The sequence below is a fragment of the Thermodesulfobacteriota bacterium genome (genome assembly GCA_040753795.1).
Classification (GTDB): domain Bacteria; phylum Desulfobacterota; class Desulfobacteria; order Desulfobacterales; family Desulfosudaceae; genus JBFMDX01.
On sequence record JBFMDX010000007.1, the window covers coordinates 83,061 to 100,180 of the forward strand.

General features: G+C 58.4%; 17 protein-coding genes. 10 read left to right on the forward strand and 7 right to left on the reverse strand.

From position 1 onward, the window contains the following. The first annotated feature begins 9 nt into the window (after nucleotides 1–9). The 10 genes from ccsB (at nucleotide 10) to xylB (ending at nucleotide 11,790) form a co-directional block, all read left to right on the forward strand. Complete coding sequence (gene ccsB, locus AB1724_10380) at nucleotides 10–843, forward strand: c-type cytochrome biogenesis protein CcsB (protein ID MEW6078209.1); 834 nt, start codon at nucleotides 10–12, stop codon at nucleotides 841–843. Next, a complete protein-coding gene (hemA, locus tag AB1724_10385) occupies nucleotides 843–2,126 on the forward strand; it encodes a glutamyl-tRNA reductase (GenBank protein MEW6078210.1) in 1,284 nt (427 codons plus the stop codon). Before ccsB ends, hemA begins: the two co-directional genes overlap by 1 nt. 50 nt (nucleotides 2,127–2,176) lie before the next feature. Beyond that, on the forward strand, nucleotides 2,177–2,770 hold the full coding sequence (locus AB1724_10390) for an HD domain-containing protein (GenBank protein MEW6078211.1): 594 nt from the start codon (nucleotides 2,177–2,179) through the stop codon (nucleotides 2,768–2,770). Between the two features lie 252 nt (nucleotides 2,771–3,022). After that, entirely contained in the window at nucleotides 3,023–3,682 is a 660-nt protein-coding gene (locus AB1724_10395) for a TetR/AcrR family transcriptional regulator (protein ID MEW6078212.1), read from the forward strand. Nucleotides 3,683–3,701: 19 nt separating this feature from the next. Further along, nucleotides 3,702–4,511 carry a dihydropteroate synthase gene (locus tag AB1724_10400; protein MEW6078213.1) on the forward strand — a complete coding sequence of 270 codons (810 nt, stop codon included), beginning with the start codon at nucleotides 3,702–3,704 and terminating at the stop codon, nucleotides 4,509–4,511. 4 nt (nucleotides 4,512–4,515) lie between these two features. Next, entirely contained in the window at nucleotides 4,516–5,652 is a 1,137-nt protein-coding gene (locus AB1724_10405) for a uroporphyrinogen decarboxylase family protein (protein MEW6078214.1), read from the forward strand. An 18-nt stretch (nucleotides 5,653–5,670) separates the two neighbouring features. Beyond that, on the forward strand, nucleotides 5,671–6,297 hold the full coding sequence (locus AB1724_10410) for a corrinoid protein (protein MEW6078215.1): 627 nt from the start codon (nucleotides 5,671–5,673) through the stop codon (nucleotides 6,295–6,297). A 15-nt stretch (nucleotides 6,298–6,312) separates the two neighbouring features. Then, nucleotides 6,313–7,443: a xylose isomerase gene (locus AB1724_10415; GenBank protein MEW6078216.1), complete on the forward strand. Its 1,131-nt coding sequence runs from the start codon at nucleotides 6,313–6,315 to the stop codon at nucleotides 7,441–7,443. A gap of 652 nt (nucleotides 7,444–8,095) precedes the next feature. Beyond that, a complete protein-coding gene (locus AB1724_10420; protein ID MEW6078217.1) occupies nucleotides 8,096–10,177 on the forward strand; it encodes a glycoside hydrolase family 3 C-terminal domain-containing protein in 2,082 nt (693 codons plus the stop codon). An 89-nt stretch (nucleotides 10,178–10,266) separates the two neighbouring features. Next, complete coding sequence (xylB, locus tag AB1724_10425; protein ID MEW6078218.1) at nucleotides 10,267–11,790, forward strand: xylulokinase; 1,524 nt, start codon at nucleotides 10,267–10,269, stop codon at nucleotides 11,788–11,790. An 18-nt stretch (nucleotides 11,791–11,808) separates the two neighbouring features. Here xylB and AB1724_10430 read toward each other — a convergent pair whose 3' ends face one another. The 7 genes from AB1724_10430 to AB1724_10460 form a co-directional block, all read right to left on the reverse strand. Further along, nucleotides 11,809–12,609, reverse strand: coding sequence for an aldo/keto reductase (locus AB1724_10430; protein MEW6078219.1), 801 nt, complete (start codon nucleotides 12,607–12,609; stop codon nucleotides 11,809–11,811). Nucleotides 12,610–12,613: 4 nt separating this feature from the next. Then, nucleotides 12,614–13,210 carry a hypothetical protein gene (locus AB1724_10435; protein MEW6078220.1) on the reverse strand — a complete coding sequence of 199 codons (597 nt, stop codon included), beginning with the start codon at nucleotides 13,208–13,210 and terminating at the stop codon, nucleotides 12,614–12,616. 99 nt (nucleotides 13,211–13,309) lie between these two features. Then, nucleotides 13,310–13,693, reverse strand: a complete 384-nt coding sequence (locus AB1724_10440; protein ID MEW6078221.1) for an STAS domain-containing protein — start codon at nucleotides 13,691–13,693, stop codon at nucleotides 13,310–13,312. A gap of 57 nt (nucleotides 13,694–13,750) precedes the next feature. Then, entirely contained in the window at nucleotides 13,751–14,614 is an 864-nt protein-coding gene (locus tag AB1724_10445; protein MEW6078222.1) for a hypothetical protein, read from the reverse strand. A gap of 144 nt (nucleotides 14,615–14,758) precedes the next feature. Continuing rightward, a complete protein-coding gene (locus tag AB1724_10450) occupies nucleotides 14,759–15,643 on the reverse strand; it encodes a hypothetical protein (protein ID MEW6078223.1) in 885 nt (294 codons plus the stop codon). Nucleotides 15,644–15,675: 32 nt separating this feature from the next. Continuing rightward, nucleotides 15,676–16,665 (reverse strand): NAD-dependent epimerase/dehydratase family protein, encoded by a 990-nt coding sequence (locus tag AB1724_10455; protein MEW6078224.1) that lies wholly within the window; start codon nucleotides 16,663–16,665, stop codon nucleotides 15,676–15,678. Between the two features lie 52 nt (nucleotides 16,666–16,717). Next, a complete protein-coding gene (locus AB1724_10460; GenBank protein MEW6078225.1) occupies nucleotides 16,718–17,083 on the reverse strand; it encodes a four helix bundle protein in 366 nt (121 codons plus the stop codon). Between the last annotated feature and the right edge of the window lie 37 nt (nucleotides 17,084–17,120).

Here is a 17,120-nt window from a genome sequence, read left to right on the forward strand (position 1 = left end):
ATAACCGCTATGAACATTGCCGCGTTTATCATGATGGCCGGGTACGGCGTCAGCATGGTGCTGTATTTTATTTACCTGATCGCCCAGCGGGAAATTTTTTACAATGCCGGACGATGGGCTCTTTTCAGCGGCTTTCTATGCCATACCTTTATACTGGGCTTACGGGTCGCGAGCACCGGAAACATCCCGGCGTTTACCCTGGGCCAGGCGCTGTTCGTTTCGGGCTGGGCGCTGGCGGCCGTGTTTCTGGTCCTGCACCGGAAGTTGAACCTGAAATTCTTTGGCATCTGGGCCGCGCCCCTGGTACTCCTGACCGTACTGGTGGCGCTGATACTGCCGGACACACCCCGCCAAGAGATAACCGCACTCAAAGGTCAGGCCGGAAGCGTCTGGCTGATGGCGCATATCATCACGATTTTTATCGGTGACGCCGCCCTGGCCCTGGCCTGCGGCTGCGGCGTCTTTTACCTTATCCAGGAACGGGCCATAAAGGACAAGAAACGGGGATTCTTCTACCGGCGGCTGCCGCCGCTGGAGATGCTCGACAGGGCCGGCTACGCCTGCCTGGTACTGGGATTCATCATGCTGACCCTGGGACTGATCACGGGTATCGTTTATGCCGGACTGGTCTGGGGACGTTTCTGGGCCTGGGATCCCAAGGAAGTCTGGTCGGGCATTACCTGGCTGGTTTATGCCGCCCTGCTCCATGAACGGCTGGTGGTCGGCTGGCGGGGAAGGCGCGCCGCCATCATGACCATTATCGGGTTTGCGGTACTGCTGTTCACCTTCCTGGGGGTGAATTTCCTTCTGGAAGGACATCACGGGGTGTTTACGGGAATATAATGGACGAAACAAAGCCTGATACCATCATCCTGACGGGCGTCAACCACCGAAGCGCGCCTGTAACCATCAGGGAAAAACTCGCCTTTTCCGACGATGAAGTGCTGGCGGCCCTGGACGCGCTGATCGCCCTGCCGCCGGTTCATGAGGTGATTCTGTTTTCCACCTGCAACCGGGTGGAAGTGCTGTTTGCAACGGATGACGCGCACGCGGCCGGGGATGCCGTGGTTTCAGCCGTCTGCAACATGAAAAGCATCTCCCCCGACGAACTGACCCCCGTGCTTTACCATCATGAAAAAGACGCGGCCGTGCGTCATCTTTTCCGGGTGGCCTCGGGCCTGGACTCCATGGTCATGGGTGAGCCCCAGATTTTCGGCCAGGTGAAGAAGGCCTACCGCCAGGCACTCAACCGCGGCACCTCCGGCGTCATTCTCAACCGGCTCATTCACCGGACCTTTTTCGTGGCCAAACGGGTCCGCAGCGAAACCGGCATCGGCGACAGCGCCGTCTCCATCAGCTACGCCGCCATTGAGCTGGCGCGCAAGATATTCGGATCCCTGGAAGGCCGGCGGGTGCTCCTGGTGGGTGCCGGCGAAATGGCCGAACTGGCCGTGGAACATCTGGCCGGGAACCGGGCCGGCACCATCTGGGTGGCCAACCGGACCCTGGAGCGGGCCGTCGCCCTGGCCCGGGCCTTTCACGGCACGGCGGTCAGTTTTGACGAGATCCCCGGGCTGCTGGCCCAGGCCGACATCGTCATCAGCTCCACCGGCGCGCCCGGCCTGGTCATCACCCGGGACCAGGTCAAGGCGGTCATGCGCAGCCGCAAAAACCGACCCCTTTTCTTCATCGACATCGCCGTTCCCCGGGACATCGACCCGGACATCAACAAGCTTGAAAACGCCTTTGTGTACGACATCGACGACCTGCAGGGCATTGTCGACGGCAACATGGAGGAACGCCGCAAGGAGGCGATCAGGGCGGAACGGATTGTGGACGAGTCGGTTATCCAGTTCCGCTCATGGTATGACAGCCTGGACGTGGTGCCGACGGTGGTGTCCCTGCGGGAAAAGATGTCGGCCATCGCCCGGTCGGAAACCGAGAAAACCCTGGCAACCTTGAAAGGCCTTGACAGCAGCGACCGGGAAGCGGTGATCCGCATGACCGATGCCATTGTCAGTAAAATCATGCACGACCCCACCGGTTTCCTGAAAGGCCGGACCGACCGGAAAAGCAAGCACCAGTATCTGGACATGGTCAGGCGGCTGTTCAACCTGGACGAGTGATACCCCGCGTTTCAGGCACCATCATATCATTTATTACATCAGGTGACGTCATGAACCGAACTCGCTTACAGCAGCAGGTTGACTTTATTCTGGAAATAGACCGGCTGAAAACCATTAATCGCCGCACGTATCTAACCGATACCAGCCGTTTTGAAAATTCCGCCGAACACTCCTGGCACATCGCGGTCATGGCGCTGATCCTGGCCGAGCATGCCGATGACGCGAATATCGATTTGCTGAAGGTAATCCGCATGCTGCTGATCCATGACCTGGTGGAAATAGACGCCGGCGACACCTTTATCTATGATCAGGCTGCCCACAGTGATAAACAGGCCCGGGAGCAGGCCGCGGCGGAACGGCTTTTTCAGATGCTGCCGCCCGACCAGGCCGCCGATCTGCGGGCCGCATGGGAAGAATTCGAAGCCCGCCTGACGCCGGAGGCCAGGTTCGCCGGCGCACTGGACCGGTTTCAGCCCATGCTGCACAATATCCATACCCGGGGGCGGGCCTGGCGGGAAAACGGCATACACAAGGCTCAGGTCCTGGCCGTAAACCGTCACATGGCCGAAGGAGCGCCGTCCCTGTGGGATTTTGCCGTCTCGGGAGTAGAGCAGGCCGCCAGTCACGGCGATCTGCCGGAATAAAAGTAACGGGCGAATATCTGTTGTAAAAACAATGCGCCGGCAAGCCCGGTAAAAACACCATGAAATTAGCCGAACCCCTCTTTTCACGCCTGCCATTATAAACGAAACCCACAAAAAAATCATCCTTGACTTTTTTAAATCCATTATTGTATAAAAAACTCATATTTTTTTGTTTTTGTTGCTATAAAAAAGTCTTTTGTGACTTTTAATAAATCGGCAATCAGGGCCCGGAAGACAAAAAGGACTCATCAGATGGCAGAAAAAGCCCCTTCGGAAACAATCAAGATGCAGAAACGGGCCGTGGCCACGCGCCAGCGTTTTCTGGAGGCGACCCTCCAGTCCCTGGCGGAAAAGGGGTACGCCGCCACCACCGCCCAGGAGGTCTGCCGCCGACTCGGCGCCTCCCGCGGGACCCTGTTGCACCACTTTGCCACCCGCGAGGAACTCATCATCGAAGCAGTGGAATACATCCTGGGGGAAAATGTCCGGCACTTTAAAAAAACCATGGCGGATATCCCGGCGGACGGCCTGAGCCTGGCCGATATTTCGCGCCTCCTCTGGAAGGAACATTGGACTAGTAACACATACTACGCCTGGCTGGAACTGGTGGTCGCCTCCCGGACCGACCCCGTCCTCAACAAACAGGTCCGTTCCCTGTCGGAACGGTGGACGGAAAAGTTCCACGCCGCTTTCCGGGAAGTCATGGGTTATGAACCGGAAGGGGTGTTCTGGCTGTTCTTTCTGATGCTCAACGCGCTTTCCATTGAAATCATCCATACCACGCCGGAACGTGTCAACAGCGCTCTGAACGACCTGCTGGCGTTTGTGGACATATCCGACCGGTTTTTCATCCGGTTCGGCAAACAGAGGGAAAAATCGTCCGAAAAGAAAACAGCAACCGGAACCGATTAATATAAGGAAGGAGATTTCCATGATCGTAATCGCAGAAAAAATCAACGCCACCCGCAAAGGTGTGGCCCGGGCCATCCAGGAACGGGACGAGGCCGCCATCGTCGACCTGGTCAAAACCCAGGATGAAGCTGGGGCCGATGTCATTGACGTAAACGCCGGCACCGGCCGGGGGGACACGGCCACGTCCCTGGACGACCTGCGCTGGCTGATCGAAATCGCCATGAAGAACACCGCCAAACCCCTGGCGGTGGACTCCGAGCAGCCGGAGCTCATTGACGGCGGCCTGGCTGCGATTTCCGGCCGGGCCGCCTGGATCAACTCCATCTCCGCCGAGAGCCGCCGCCTGGAAAGCGTCCTGCCCCTGGCCAAACAGTACGGCGCGCCGGTGGTGGCCCTGTGCATGAGCGACGACGGCATCCCCAGGGACGTGGCCGGCCGGATGAAGGCCGCCGAGGCCATCTACCGCCGGGCCCAAGAGGCCGGGGTCGATCCGGCCAAACTCTACTTCGACCCCCTGGTCATGCCCGTGGCTGCCGATCCCATGGCCGGCACCATGGCGATAGAGTCCATCCGGGCCATTAAGACAGCCTTTCCGGAGGTCAAAACCGTCATGGGGTTGAGCAATGTCAGCTTCGGCCTGCCCCTGCGGGCCACCCTCAACACCACCTTCCTGATCCTCAGCCTGGGCGCGGGCCTGGACGCGGCCATTCTCGATCCCTGCAACGACAACCTCATGATGGGCCTCTACGCGGCCGAGGCCCTGCTGGGAAAAGACACCTACTGCCGGCGCTTTATCGGCGCCCATCGCAAACGGACACAGAAAGGATAAGTCAATGACCATTCAAAAACCGTTTAAACAGGGCGCTGATTTTGAATACCTGCGAAAGGTGCTGATGCGGGAGACATCCGGCGGCCCGGTGCCGATCATCGAACTGGCGGTGGACGGCGACCCCATGTCCGAGGTGACGGGACTGCCCACACCCTTCAGCAGCCTGCTGGACATGACTGACTTCGTTGAAGGCGACGGCTCCATAAACCAGGATTCAATGAGAAAAGGGATACAGATCTATAACCTCTCCCTGGCCTTTGCCCGGGCGGTGGGCTACGATTATGTGACGATCATTCCCGCCATTCTCTTACCGCGCACCAAGGCGAATATCAGCCAGGCGATTCCCGGCCAAGTCAAGCAGCGTTCCTGGCAGAACGAGCACGCCGGCCTGATTCCTGACCGGGCCGCCTTTGAGGCTTTCCCCTGGCCGGAAGCAAGCGGGCTTGGCCTGGTGAGTATCGACTATATTGCACCCCAGATGCCGGAAGGCGCCAAAATCATGGTGTTTTACATGGGCATATTTGAAGACCTGCGGGCGCTGATGGGGTTTGAGCAGATGGCCATCAAGAGCATCCGTGACCCCGGGTTGATCGGCGACATCCTGGAAAAATTGACGGTCATTGCCGAAACGGAACTGGATAAATTAGCCGCCCATCCCGCGGTGGGCGCGGTATTTTATGCCGAAGACATGGGCTTTAACACCGGCACCATGCTGTCGCCGGCCTTCTTTAAAGAATGGGTCATTCCCCGCCAGAAACGCATCGCCGACATCGTCCACAAGCACGGCAAGCCTTTCCTGCTGCACGCCTGCGGCCAGATCGAGGCCCTGATGGAGGACCTGATCGAGACCGTGGGCATCGACGGCTATCACAGTTTTGAAGACAACATCGAACCGGTGGAGGAATTCTACAAGCGGTATCATGACCGCATATCCATCCTGGGCGGCCTGGATGTCAATTTGCTGACCCATGGCACCGAGGCCGAAGTGCGGGCCCGATGCCGCCAGATTTTAGATGTCTGCGGACCGGGCGGGGGATTTGCCATGGGCTCCGGCAACTCGATCACCAACTACTGCAAGATCGAAAACTACTACGCCATGATCGATGAAACCCGCAAATGGAACGAAGAGCACGGCTTCTAATAAAAGGAGAAAGGACATATGGAACAACTCAAAAAAATGATCATCGCCGGGCAGGACGAGCAGGCGGCCGAGCGGGTCCGCGCCCTTTTGAAGGATAACGTTGATGTTGAAGCGATTATGAAGCAGGCCCTGATCCCGGCCATGGACGAGGTGGGCGCCCAGTTTCAGGCCGGCAAGATCTACCTGCCGGAGATGCTGGTGGCGGCCCAGGCCATGAAGAGCGGCCTGGCCGTGCTGGAGCCGCTGATCAAGGGCAGCGGCATTGCGCCCACCGACCGGGCCGTCATGGGCACCATGCGCGGGGACATGCACGACATCGGCAAGAACCTGGTCATCATGTCCCTGGAAGGCGCCGGTTTTGAGGTCATCGACCTGGGCATGGATGTCCCGCCGGAAAAGTTCGTCGAGGCCATTAACACCCACCAGCCCCGGGTGGTGGGCATGAGCGCCCTGCTGAGCACCACCATGCCGGGCATGGAGCAGACCATCAAGGCCATTGAGGCCGCCGGACTCCGGAACCGGGTCAGGATCATGGTCGGCGGCGCGCCGGTCAACCAGGCCTTTGCCGACAAGATCGGGGCCGATTTTTACGGCAGGGATTCCGTTTCCGCCAAGGTGTTCGCGGTGAACTCGCTGCAGCAATAAAAAAAGAGGGAAATCATGACACAGCCATCCTTTCACAGCCTCTGCGCCTGGACGTTCAACGCCGGCAAGGGCGGATTCACACCGCCGGACACCCGTCCCGGCTGGTCCGCGGACCGCCTGGACACCTGCGGCAAGATCGACCTGATCCGGGAAAAGATCGCGCCCCGGCTGCCGGCCCATATCCGGCTGGGCCTGGAAATCCATTACGACTATGAATACAGCGAAGCCGACGCCGGCGCCATCGCCGACCGGCTGAAGGCCTCGGGGATCGCCCTGGCCATGACCACCCCCGGGGCCCACCGGCATTTTGCCTACGGCGGGCCGGCCTCGCCGGACCCCAAGGAACGGGAGGCGGCCCGGGCATACAGCCGTCGGGCACTGGAGCTGACCTATGGCCCTCTGAAAAAGGCCTGGGATCCGGCGGCGCCGCCGTGCTTTGTCATCTGGAACGGCTCCTTCGGCTACGACCTGGCCACGACCGGCATCCGAGATATGTACCGGCATCTCAAGGAGAGCGTGGCGGAATTATGCCGCCGGGAAGCGGAACTGGGCGGCGCCCTGCATATCGCCATCGAGCCCAAGCCCAACGAAGGCCACCCGGCCATGCTCCTGCCCACGGTGGCCTCGGCCATCGTCTTCTGGAAGCGGCTGCGTGAGGAGTACGGCATCAGCCTGGACAAAAAGGGCGTCAACAAGGAGTTCGGCCATTCGGAGATGATCGGCCTGGACCATGTCTACGACACGGTCGAGGAGATCGACAACCACATGCTCTGCCACATGCACATCAACAGCCAGGGGTACAATGACGGCCTGATTTTGGGCGGCCCGGGAAAATATGACATCGATAACGGCGCCCGGATCAACGGCATGAACATTGCCATTGCCGGGCTGATTCAGCAGGCCGGGTATGGCCGCTGGAAGGGCCACGACATGCAGGTGCGGGCCCACGACACCGAGGAGCAGGGGATCGACCGCGTCGTCCGCAGCATCTTAAGCTGGGAGGCCTGCGAGCAGGCGGCGGCCGGGCTTGATTACGCCGCCCTGAACAGCCACCTTGAAAACCGGGAAACAGCCCAAGCCGAAGACCTGATGCGCCGGGCGGTCATGCGTGCCTGTGAACTATTTTATCAGATGTACGAAACGTAATGAGAATATAATAAAGGATGTTAAAAGTCGTTTTGTTCGCTTCTTGATCATTTTTGAGAAAGCTGGCTAATCGTAGCTTATAAAAACGCATCAACATTATTGAACTGAAGAAAATTTATAAAACCGGTAGAAAATTATTTTCTTCGCCCCTTGTCCCATTTGGTGGCGGTTACCACCGGCTGCTACATTTCTCGAACTCGGGCTGACGCCCTCAGACAGCGAGAAATGTTAAACGCAGCCGATGGCAACCGCCTTATTCCCAAATGGCTCAAACGGCGCTCAAAAAACAATTTTCACCGGTTCATCTTACACAAGCGACCTGAGCTCCCGACAGGACGTTTGTTGAGAAGGGGATTCTCGCCGCTCCCGCCCTTGCAGCGCCGCCGAGCGCGGGCGGTTTTTTCGGAAAAAGCGGGCAGGCTGTTTGAGCGTCGTATCCTGAAGAAGGCATAACCACGCGTGGGAAAGCATGCCACCCGGATCGAATTTTATGCGCAAAGAAAAAACGAGTTCCTGTCCGCACCGAAAAAAGCGTTCGCGCGAGGGAAGCCGAAGGCCAAGCTGCGGGGCAATGTTTCTTTTGGTACTTTTCTTTGCGCCAAAGAAAAGTACATATAAAATAAACACTTAAAGCATAATAAAAGCATAAACGATGACCGGAACTGAAAAAAAACTATTTCCCCGCCTGGTAGAGCGACTCAAAAGCGCCACAGAAAAATCCGCCCTGGAAAGGGCGACACAAGAACTCCTTGCCGCCATGTCCCTGGCCGAGAAGATCGGCCAGATGTCCGGCAACGCCACGCAGCTTGACGTCGCCATCATGCTGGTCCGCTACAACCTGAAGACCTACGATTCCGGTGAGAACCGGCGCCTGGGCATTCCGGCCATCCGGTTCACCGACGGCCCCCGCGGCATCACCGTGGGCCGTTCCACCTGCTTTCCCGCGGCCATGGCCCGGGGCGCCGCCTGGGACCCGGCCCTGGAGGAACGGGTGGGCCAGGTCATGGGCGTGGAAGCCCGAGCCCAGGGCGCCAACTTTTTCGCCGGAGTCTGCATAAATGTCCTCAGGCACCCGGGCTGGGGACGGGCCCAGGAAACCTTCGGCGAAGACCCCCATCTTCTCGGAGAGATGGGCAGCGCCACCATCCGGGGGGCAAAGCCTCACGTCATGACCTGCGTCAAGCATTTTGCCTGCAACAGCATCGAGGAGTCCCGTTTTTATGTGGACGTGCGCATCGACGAGCGCGCCCTGCGAGAAATCTATCTGCCCCATTTCAAAAAGTGCGTGGCGGCCGGAGCCGACAGCGTCATGAGCGCCTATAACCGCGTCAACGGCAAGCACTGCGGCCACAACCGGCATTTGTTGTCCGACATCCTGAAAAGCGAATGGGGCTTTGACGGCCTGGTCATGTCCGATTTCTGCTACGGGGTATACGACGGCAAGGCGGGCGTGACCGCGGGACTGGACGTGGAAATGCCCCAGACCAAATGTTACGGGAAAAAACTGCGAAAACTGGTCGAACAGGGCGAAGTGCCGGAAGCGGCCGTCGACCGGGCGGTGTCGCGGATCCTCCGGGCAAAGCTGGCCTTCGCCCTGCGGGATGCGGCCGACGCGTATCCGCCGGAAAAAATCGCCTGCCCGGAGCACACGCGCCTGGCCTGGGAAGTCGCCTGCAAAAGCATGGTCCTGCTCAAAAACGAAAACCGCGTCCTTCCCCTGGACCGGACAAAAATAAGGCGGATCGCCGTTCTGGGACGACTGGCCGGCAAGGCCAACCTGGGCGACAGGGGCAGCAGCCTGGTCCGGCCGCCCTACGCCGTGACGCCCCTGGCCGGGATAAGAAACCGGGCGGGAAACGAGATCGCGGTTCTGTCTTACACCGGCAGCAGCCTGGAAAAGGCCCGGCGGATTGCCGCCCGGGCCGACGTGACCATTATCGTGGCCGGCCTGACCGGCCGGGAGGAAGGCGAATACTTTCCCCGCATCCGGGGCGGCGACCGCCTGGAACTTGGCCTCGGAGAACAGGACCGGGCGATGATAAAAGCGGTCTGCGGCCAGGGCTCGCCCTGCGTGGTCGTGCTCGAGGGCGGCTCCGTCATTGCCATGGACGGCTGGAAGGATGCGGTAGACGCCATCCTCATGGCCTGGTACCCGGGCATGGAAGGCGGCAATGCCCTGGCGGACATTCTCTTTGGCAACGTCAATCCCGGCGGCCGTCTGCCCGTCACCTTCTTTGAATCAGCCGATCAGCTTTTTGCTTTTGACAAAAAGGCCCGGCGCGTCACCTACGATCATTATCATGGTTACCGTTACGCGGATTTCAAAACAATACGACCGGCCTTTTACTTCGGGTTCGGGCTGAGCTACGCCGGATTTTCCTATGCCGATCTGCGGCTCGCCGACTCCTGCCTGCCGGCGGACGGGACGCTGACGGCCGCGGTGGATGTCACCAATACCGGAAGCAGAGCTGGCGACGAGGTGGTCCAGCTCTATGTGGAATACCCGGCCGCCGGCCCGCCCCGGCCGGTAAGGGAGCTGAAAGCCTTCCAGCGGATATCTCTTGCCCCGGGGGAAACAAGGACCGTGGAACTGACCGTGCCGATCAGCGACCTGGCCTTTTATTCGGAAGACCAGGAAAGGTGGCAGGTCGCCCGGGGAGATTATACCGTCCGGGTGGGGCCGTCAGCGGATCCGGCTGCCCTGACTCTATCACGTTCAGTAACCGTATGTTAAATAACGGGTTCTTCTCCATTTGTTCTGACAGGAAGGATTCAAGGGGTTGTTGTTCCACCATTTGATCAAATACTGATGGGGCACAGGCAATGAGCATCTATTTTCTCGGCATCGACAGCGGCACCCAATCAACCAAAGCCCTGCTGGTGGATGAAAGCGGCGCGGTCGCGGGAGAGGGGCGGCAGGAGCATGGCCTGATCGAGGGACTGGGGACGGGCCACAAGGAGCAGGATCCCCGGACATGGATAGACGCCCTTGTTGCGGCGGTTCATGACGCTCTCCGGCACTCCGGCGTGGAAGCCCGCCAGGTCGTGGCCATAGGCGTGTCCGGCCAGCAGCACGGCTTTGTGCCCCTGGACGCGGCCGGCGGGGTGATCCGGCCGGCCAAGCTCTGGTGCGACACTGCCACCGCGGCCCAGGCCGGGAAAATTGTCGGCGCCCTGGGCGGTCCGGACGCCATGATCGCCCTGACCGGCAACGCCCTGCCGGCCGGGTTCACGGCCTCCAAGATTCTTTACATGAAAGAGCGCGAACCGGAAAATTATGAGCGGCTGGCCGCCGTCCTGCTTCCCCATGACTACATCAACTTCTGGCTGACCGGCGAGCGCCGCATGGAGTGGGGGGACGCCTCCGGCACCGGCCTGCTGGACATCCGCTCAAGGCAGTTCTGTCGGCCGGCTGTTGCCGCCGTCGACCCGCTGCTGGATAGCCGCCTGCCGGGACTCTTCCCATCATGGGAGCCCTGCGGCCAGCTGCGGGTCGAGGCTGCCGAAGCCCTGGGCCTGGACCGGGGCGTTCTGGTCAGCGCCGGCGGCGGCGACAACATGATGGGTGCCATCGGCACTGGCAACGTCCGGCCGGGAATCGTCACCGCCAGCATCGGCACCTCCGGAACGATTTACGCCTTCAGCCCGTCACCGGTCATTGATCCCGGCGGTGAGATCGCCGCCTTCTGCGACAGCACCGGCCACTGGCTGCCCCTGCTGTGCGTCATGAATGCCACCGTGGCCACGGAACTGGTGAAAAAACTGTTTTCCCTTTCCACCGACGAATTGAACCGGCTGGCCGGGCAGGTACCGCCGGGTTCGGCCGGGTTGATGCTGCTGCCCTATTTTGAAGGCGAGCGCGTGCCGGATGTTCCGGACGGGTCGGGGGTGTGGTTCGGCCAGAGCCAGGCCAACGCCACACCCGCCCATTTCGCGCGGGCCGCCATGGAAGGGGTGGCCCTGGGCATGGGCTACGGCCTGTCACGGTTAAAGGCCCTGGGCATAAAGCCGGCGGAAATCCGGCTGACCGGCGGGGGCGGGAACAGCCCGGTCTGGCGGCAAATCATGGCGGACGTGTTTCAGACCGAAGTCGTGTGCACCACCCAGAATGAAAGCGCGGCTCTGGGCGCGGCCATCCAGGCGGCCTGGGCCTGGCATTCGCAACCAGGGCAACACGCCTCCATAGCCGATATCACCGATGCCTGGGTGGGACTTGACGAATCGACGCGCTGTTGCCCGCGTTCAGGAAACAGGCTTGTCTACGAAGAAATGCAGGATTGCCACGACACCCTGTCCCGGTCCCTGCGGGATGTGTTTGCCCGCCACCGCCGCCTGTTTGCGTCATAGGATCACAGGCGCCGGCAATCATTTCCATCCGTGCACGTGATCGCCGATGCGGCGGACACGGGCGGCCTCTTCGGCTGACAGGGGGCCTGCCTGGAGGGCCCGGAGGCCTTGTTCCATTTCCTCCTCAGTCCTCGGGCCGGCCAGGCACAGGTCCACCGCCGGGTGAGAGAGCGCGAACCGGTAGCACTCCGCGGCTGTCAGCGGCTTTTCCCCGGGCGGCATGCTGCCGGCATTGAGAAGCTTGCCCCAGCGGGTGGCCGTGTAGGTGGTGATGCCGGGCCGGACCGGCGGCAGGTTTGCGAACACTTCGGTTTCCGCGCCGCGGTGCGCGGCATTGTACCGGACCTGGTGAACGTCAAAGGGCGAATCCGGGCGCCGGATCATCTCGCCGTGAAAGGCCCGGTTGTGGCCGGTCACGCCGAGAAAGCGGAACTTGCCCTGTTCCTTGAGCCTGGCCGCCTCCTCGAGCACCTTTTTCCAGGGCATACGGTTGAACCAGCCCAGGAAGAAAATATCCGCGCACTCTATCTTCAAGGCGCGCAGCGCTTTTTCCAATGAGTGCTTCAGCCAGAAGCCAAAATGATCGTAAGACTGGACGGCGATCACCATCTGGTCCCGCCGGGATTTGGCGAGGTTGAGGAGCGCCTGCTTCATCCCCGGCCGGCGCATCTCCCAGTAGAAGTAGTTGATGCCATACTCGTGAAAAGCGCGCTCTACGGCATGTTCCGGCACCTTGTACCCGCCGGCAAGCCCGATGCGGCTCACTTTCAGCCCGGTCCGGCCGAGCGTCACGCGTTCTGAAAAGGTCTCTTTGCTCATCGTGTCATGTCCTCCCGGCAGCGGAATCCCGGCGCCTGAATAATTCCCTTAAGCTCTGCAGCTCCAGCATGAGAAACCCGGCGTGGAGATAAGCCGCGAAGAGCCACAGCGGAACGTTGAAGATGTCGGTGTAATGGTAGTCAAAGTAGCCGAGCTTGGATGTGGCCCCTTCCCAGAAGCAGCCCAGAAAGCCCATGAGCAGGCCGGCTTTGATCGCCGTTGCCCGGTGCTCGCGCTCAAACAGGATGCGCCCTGTCCAGACCGCCAGGACGATCCAGAAGTAGACCATCGGATGCGAATTTCCCATTACCCCTGATCCGTAATACGCCAGGGTACACACGATGATATTGATCGCCAGGGCAAGATAACCTGGATTCTGCTTCCATGAAGCGGCCAATGGCCGGGTGGCCAGGAAAAAGCCGGCAGTGGCACAGAAGAAGATGGGGAACGTCCACAGGGACTGGCCCTTGAAAATGACGTCCAGGGGCCTGGCGTAATAAATGAGAATATTGTTGTCGATGTGAAAGAACTTATCACAGAGGGTAAACCAGGCGGCGGCGCCGATGATGCCGCCTGCCGTAAGCATATTGTGCCGTTTCATCCAGCCTCTCTTTCATGGACGCTTCAAAGGATTGCCGTTTGGCCCGAAGGCGGCGTGTGCTCAGATTGTAATCCGGATCCGGCTACCGGTATTCAGAAACTACTCATCCTCGTCCCCGGCCAGCGCCTGGCGCTGCATGGCGTCAAGATACCGGTCCATCTCGGCGATGTTTTCAAATATCTGCACGGAAGGCATGGCGTTGATGATTTCAAACACCTTTTTGATCTGGGGCTGCAGGTTGACCAGCACGAGTTCGCCCTTGATGGTGTTGAGGGCTTTTAAGGCAGCCAGTATGACGCGGATACCCATGCTGCTTATGTAATCGACACCGGTCATATCCAGCACGACCTTGACAGGCGACTTTTTTATGACGCGCTGGGTTTCTTTTTCCAGAACAGGGTAGGTGTCGTAGCTAATGGGTCCCACAGGAGCTATGATATAAACGTCTTTGACTGGGTTGATGGTCTTGATTTTAAGCGACATATGCTCTCCTTGATCACGCTTCCGAGTTGAAAGCGGCCTGGTTATTATTTTCAATTCTCAAGCCAGCGGCGCGTTAGCGTTAATCTTCGCGCCCCGGTCGTGAACGTCAACGATAGTCTTCAGCGCGCCGATCTTTGCGGGCGGGCCGAACGCCCTGATCAGTTCGCACACCTTGAATTCAGCGTCGCGTCGGGTGTAGTCGGCCTCCCACTGCCGGAAGACGGCTTCCTCTTTGGGGCTATCCCAGGGAAAAGCGCTGGGCGGGCGGGGAATGCCGCAGCGCCATGGCTTAACGGTCAGCCGGGCGCGGAAGCATTCCTGCTTCTGAGTGAGCCGGACATACAGGGGGTCGGCTTCCAGTTCAGCGAGGATGGCGGCGGTTTCTTCAGAGGCGGGATCGTACAGCCGGTCCGTGAACAGCAGGCGGAGGCCCTCTTTGGTGCGGTAAAGTCGGAAACCGCGGCCGGGGTTGCGGCCGGCCCACGCTTCCACCTTGCGGATCCCGGCTACATTGGAACCCGGCGCCTCCACCTGACCTCTCCTGCGCCTGAAAGCCCAAACGATATTCGACAGCAGGCCGGACAGGGACGGCTTTGGAAAGTCCACATCAACAAAAAGGGCATTGGCGCAGTTTAAGACCAGGGCGCCGTACCGGTTGCGCGTTATAACCGCAACCGGCTCACCAGCATCTTTGATCTCCTCGATGATCTCCTCCTTGATGGGCCGGTCGTGGTATTCGTAGAAATCCGGTTTCTGCCCGGCGGAGAAGAGCTCGAAAATCCGCTTCACCCGCGCCGACGCCTGGTTCCTGGCCTCCAGAAGCGACGAAAACGACCAGCCGCAGGCGACATACTGCCGGAAATCCCCCTGCCGGTCTCTTCCCTCGTATCGCGCCCTGGCCCAGTATGGTGGAATCTTCATGTCGTGCTCCATGCGAAGAATTTACATAACCTGCGCGGGTGGCCCCCGCCCCGCTTTGGCGGGGTTACCGGGGCCCCGGTCAAATTCTTGAAAACAGCCAGGCAGACCTCTTGCCCTTCGGGCACGGGCAACCAGTTGCCCGTGTCACCCCTTAACAGGTCGTGTCACCCCGTCAGGCAGTATCTCATAGATCAGCCCGTTTAATGTGTTTGATACAAATACGTTGTCCTTGGAATCAATGGCTATATTATCGATACCAATACAGCCGACATCCGCTACCAGTTCTTTGGCGCCGGTTGCAGGTTCTATTTTCCAGATATTGCCCAGAAATGTGGATGCATACATTTCCCCTTTTGAATTGAATTTAATACCTGCCACCGTCGGTAAACCCGTAGCCACCGTTTTAATATCGCATTCAAGGTCAGTTGTCGCCGGATTGTCGGCATCAACATTGGTGGAAATAATCTTTCCGGCAAGGTTTAAGGCTGTATATAAACGGCCGTCCGGCCCGAAATCCGATCCATTAAATTGTCCCCGGGGTCCGGAAATAAGACGAGGCGGCCTTTTCAAATCAGGATCGACTTCATATAAAGAATCACCTAAAATTGCCAGTCCGACAAAAACCCGGCCCTCTTTTGATAGCGCAATTGAGTTTACCCCGATTGCGATATGCTGTTTTGTAACGTCACCGTTGGCTTTACGACGACAAATGTTCCCCTGCAAAATGTCCGTATAATATTTGTCGCCATCGGGTGTAACTTCCACATCATCAGGCCCGTCAACACCTTCTTCTTTATCCAGGGTTTCCAGAATCTTTCCGGTTTTGGTATCCATAACATGAATAGCACCACCCAAAAAGGAGGCAATGTATAGACGGTCATGCCTGTCGAAAAAAATGCCGTTTGCGCCTCCTTTTATTCCGATGGTCAGATACAGGATGTTTACAACCCCTATTGTCACCAGAATAACCGTAAGCCCAATGAAGACAAAAACAGACATAATGGCGATTCTTATTGGTTTTTTTAACATGCTGTTTTCTCTTGCTGCTGATATGTCTAAGGTCAAAGCAAATTGTTCCTGACCCAGGCATAAAAACGTTGCAGCCCTTCTTCACGCGAAATCTTTGGCTCATAACCCAAATCGGAACGGGCACGATCTATGGAATAGCTGTGATTTTTTGCGAGTTCGGCAGCGGAATAACGGGTAATGGTCGGCTCGCCGGCTAACTTCAGCGCTGTCCATAGTGCCTCTTGAGCGGCGCCAAGGGCATACGCAAGCGGGTAAGGAATTCTGGCTCTGATTGGTGGCAAACCCAAATCGTTAATAATACGTCTTAAAAAATCCCACAGATTGACGGTGTCTTTATCCGTCACAAAATAGGCCTTACCCGGTGCTCTATCAGCGGTGGCCGCCAGTATCAGGGCATCGGCACCGTTTTCAACATAAAGCGTACTGATGATATTGGTCCCGTCTCCTACCTGAACGAGACGGCGAGATTTGGCCCTCTCGATAATGCGCGGAAACAGGGTGCGGTCTCTTGGCCCCCAGATCGCATGTGGTCTGATCGCGACGGTTTCAATGTCTTTACCATTAGCCGCCAGGACGCGCTTTTCGCTTTCAGCTTTGGTCGCGGAATAATAGTTCAGAAACTTTTTCGGGTAGGGAAGCGTCTCGTCAGCGTTGAAGTGGTCACTGCCATCAAAAACAGCAGAGGGAGAACTGACATGCACCAGGCGCTTGACGCCCGACTTTTTACAACCCGCTATTACATTTTCGACAAGTTCGACGTTGATCGACCAGAACCGTTTCCATGGACCGAGGGGTGCGGCCAGGGCGGCGGGATTAAAGACAACATCCATGCCCTCGCAGGTCCGCGCGGCAAGGTCTGGATCGCATAAATCCCCGGGTATAATTTCCACATCCAGGCCTTCCAGTCGCTGGACATCCCGCCCCGGAAGCTCAACCGCCCGGACAAAGTGTCCGGCGGTTACCAGTTTATCGATCAAGTGCCCGGCCAGAAAACCACCTCCGCCTGTAACCATTGCTTTCATATTGGGCACCCTTCTCTTATGCAAATCTGAATGAGAAATGATCAATCAGGAATTACGAATTAGAAATTTTGGACTTTGTGGTTCGGATTATGGAGCCGGAAAGCCTGAGAAGCTCGTTACACTCTTCGATCACTGAATCAGCGTGTTCGGCACCAATAATGTCTGAATCACGGAGCGACCGCAGCCAGTAATGCGTTTCGCGGGCTTCCTTGTAGGCAATGCTCATCTTAGAGAGAAAGTCCTTCTTTGACTGACCGCCGATGGCCTCTTCAATATTCGCACCAATCGACGTACCGCTGCGCACCATCTGTTTCGAAAGAACAAACTCCCTCTTTTCATCGCATAGATATCGATACAGCTTCACGATCCGCAAAGCAAACGCGTAAGCTTTTGTCTGTACTGGATTGTCGGTCTTCATCCCTGATCCCTCCTCCCCAAATCTCCATTCCTAATTC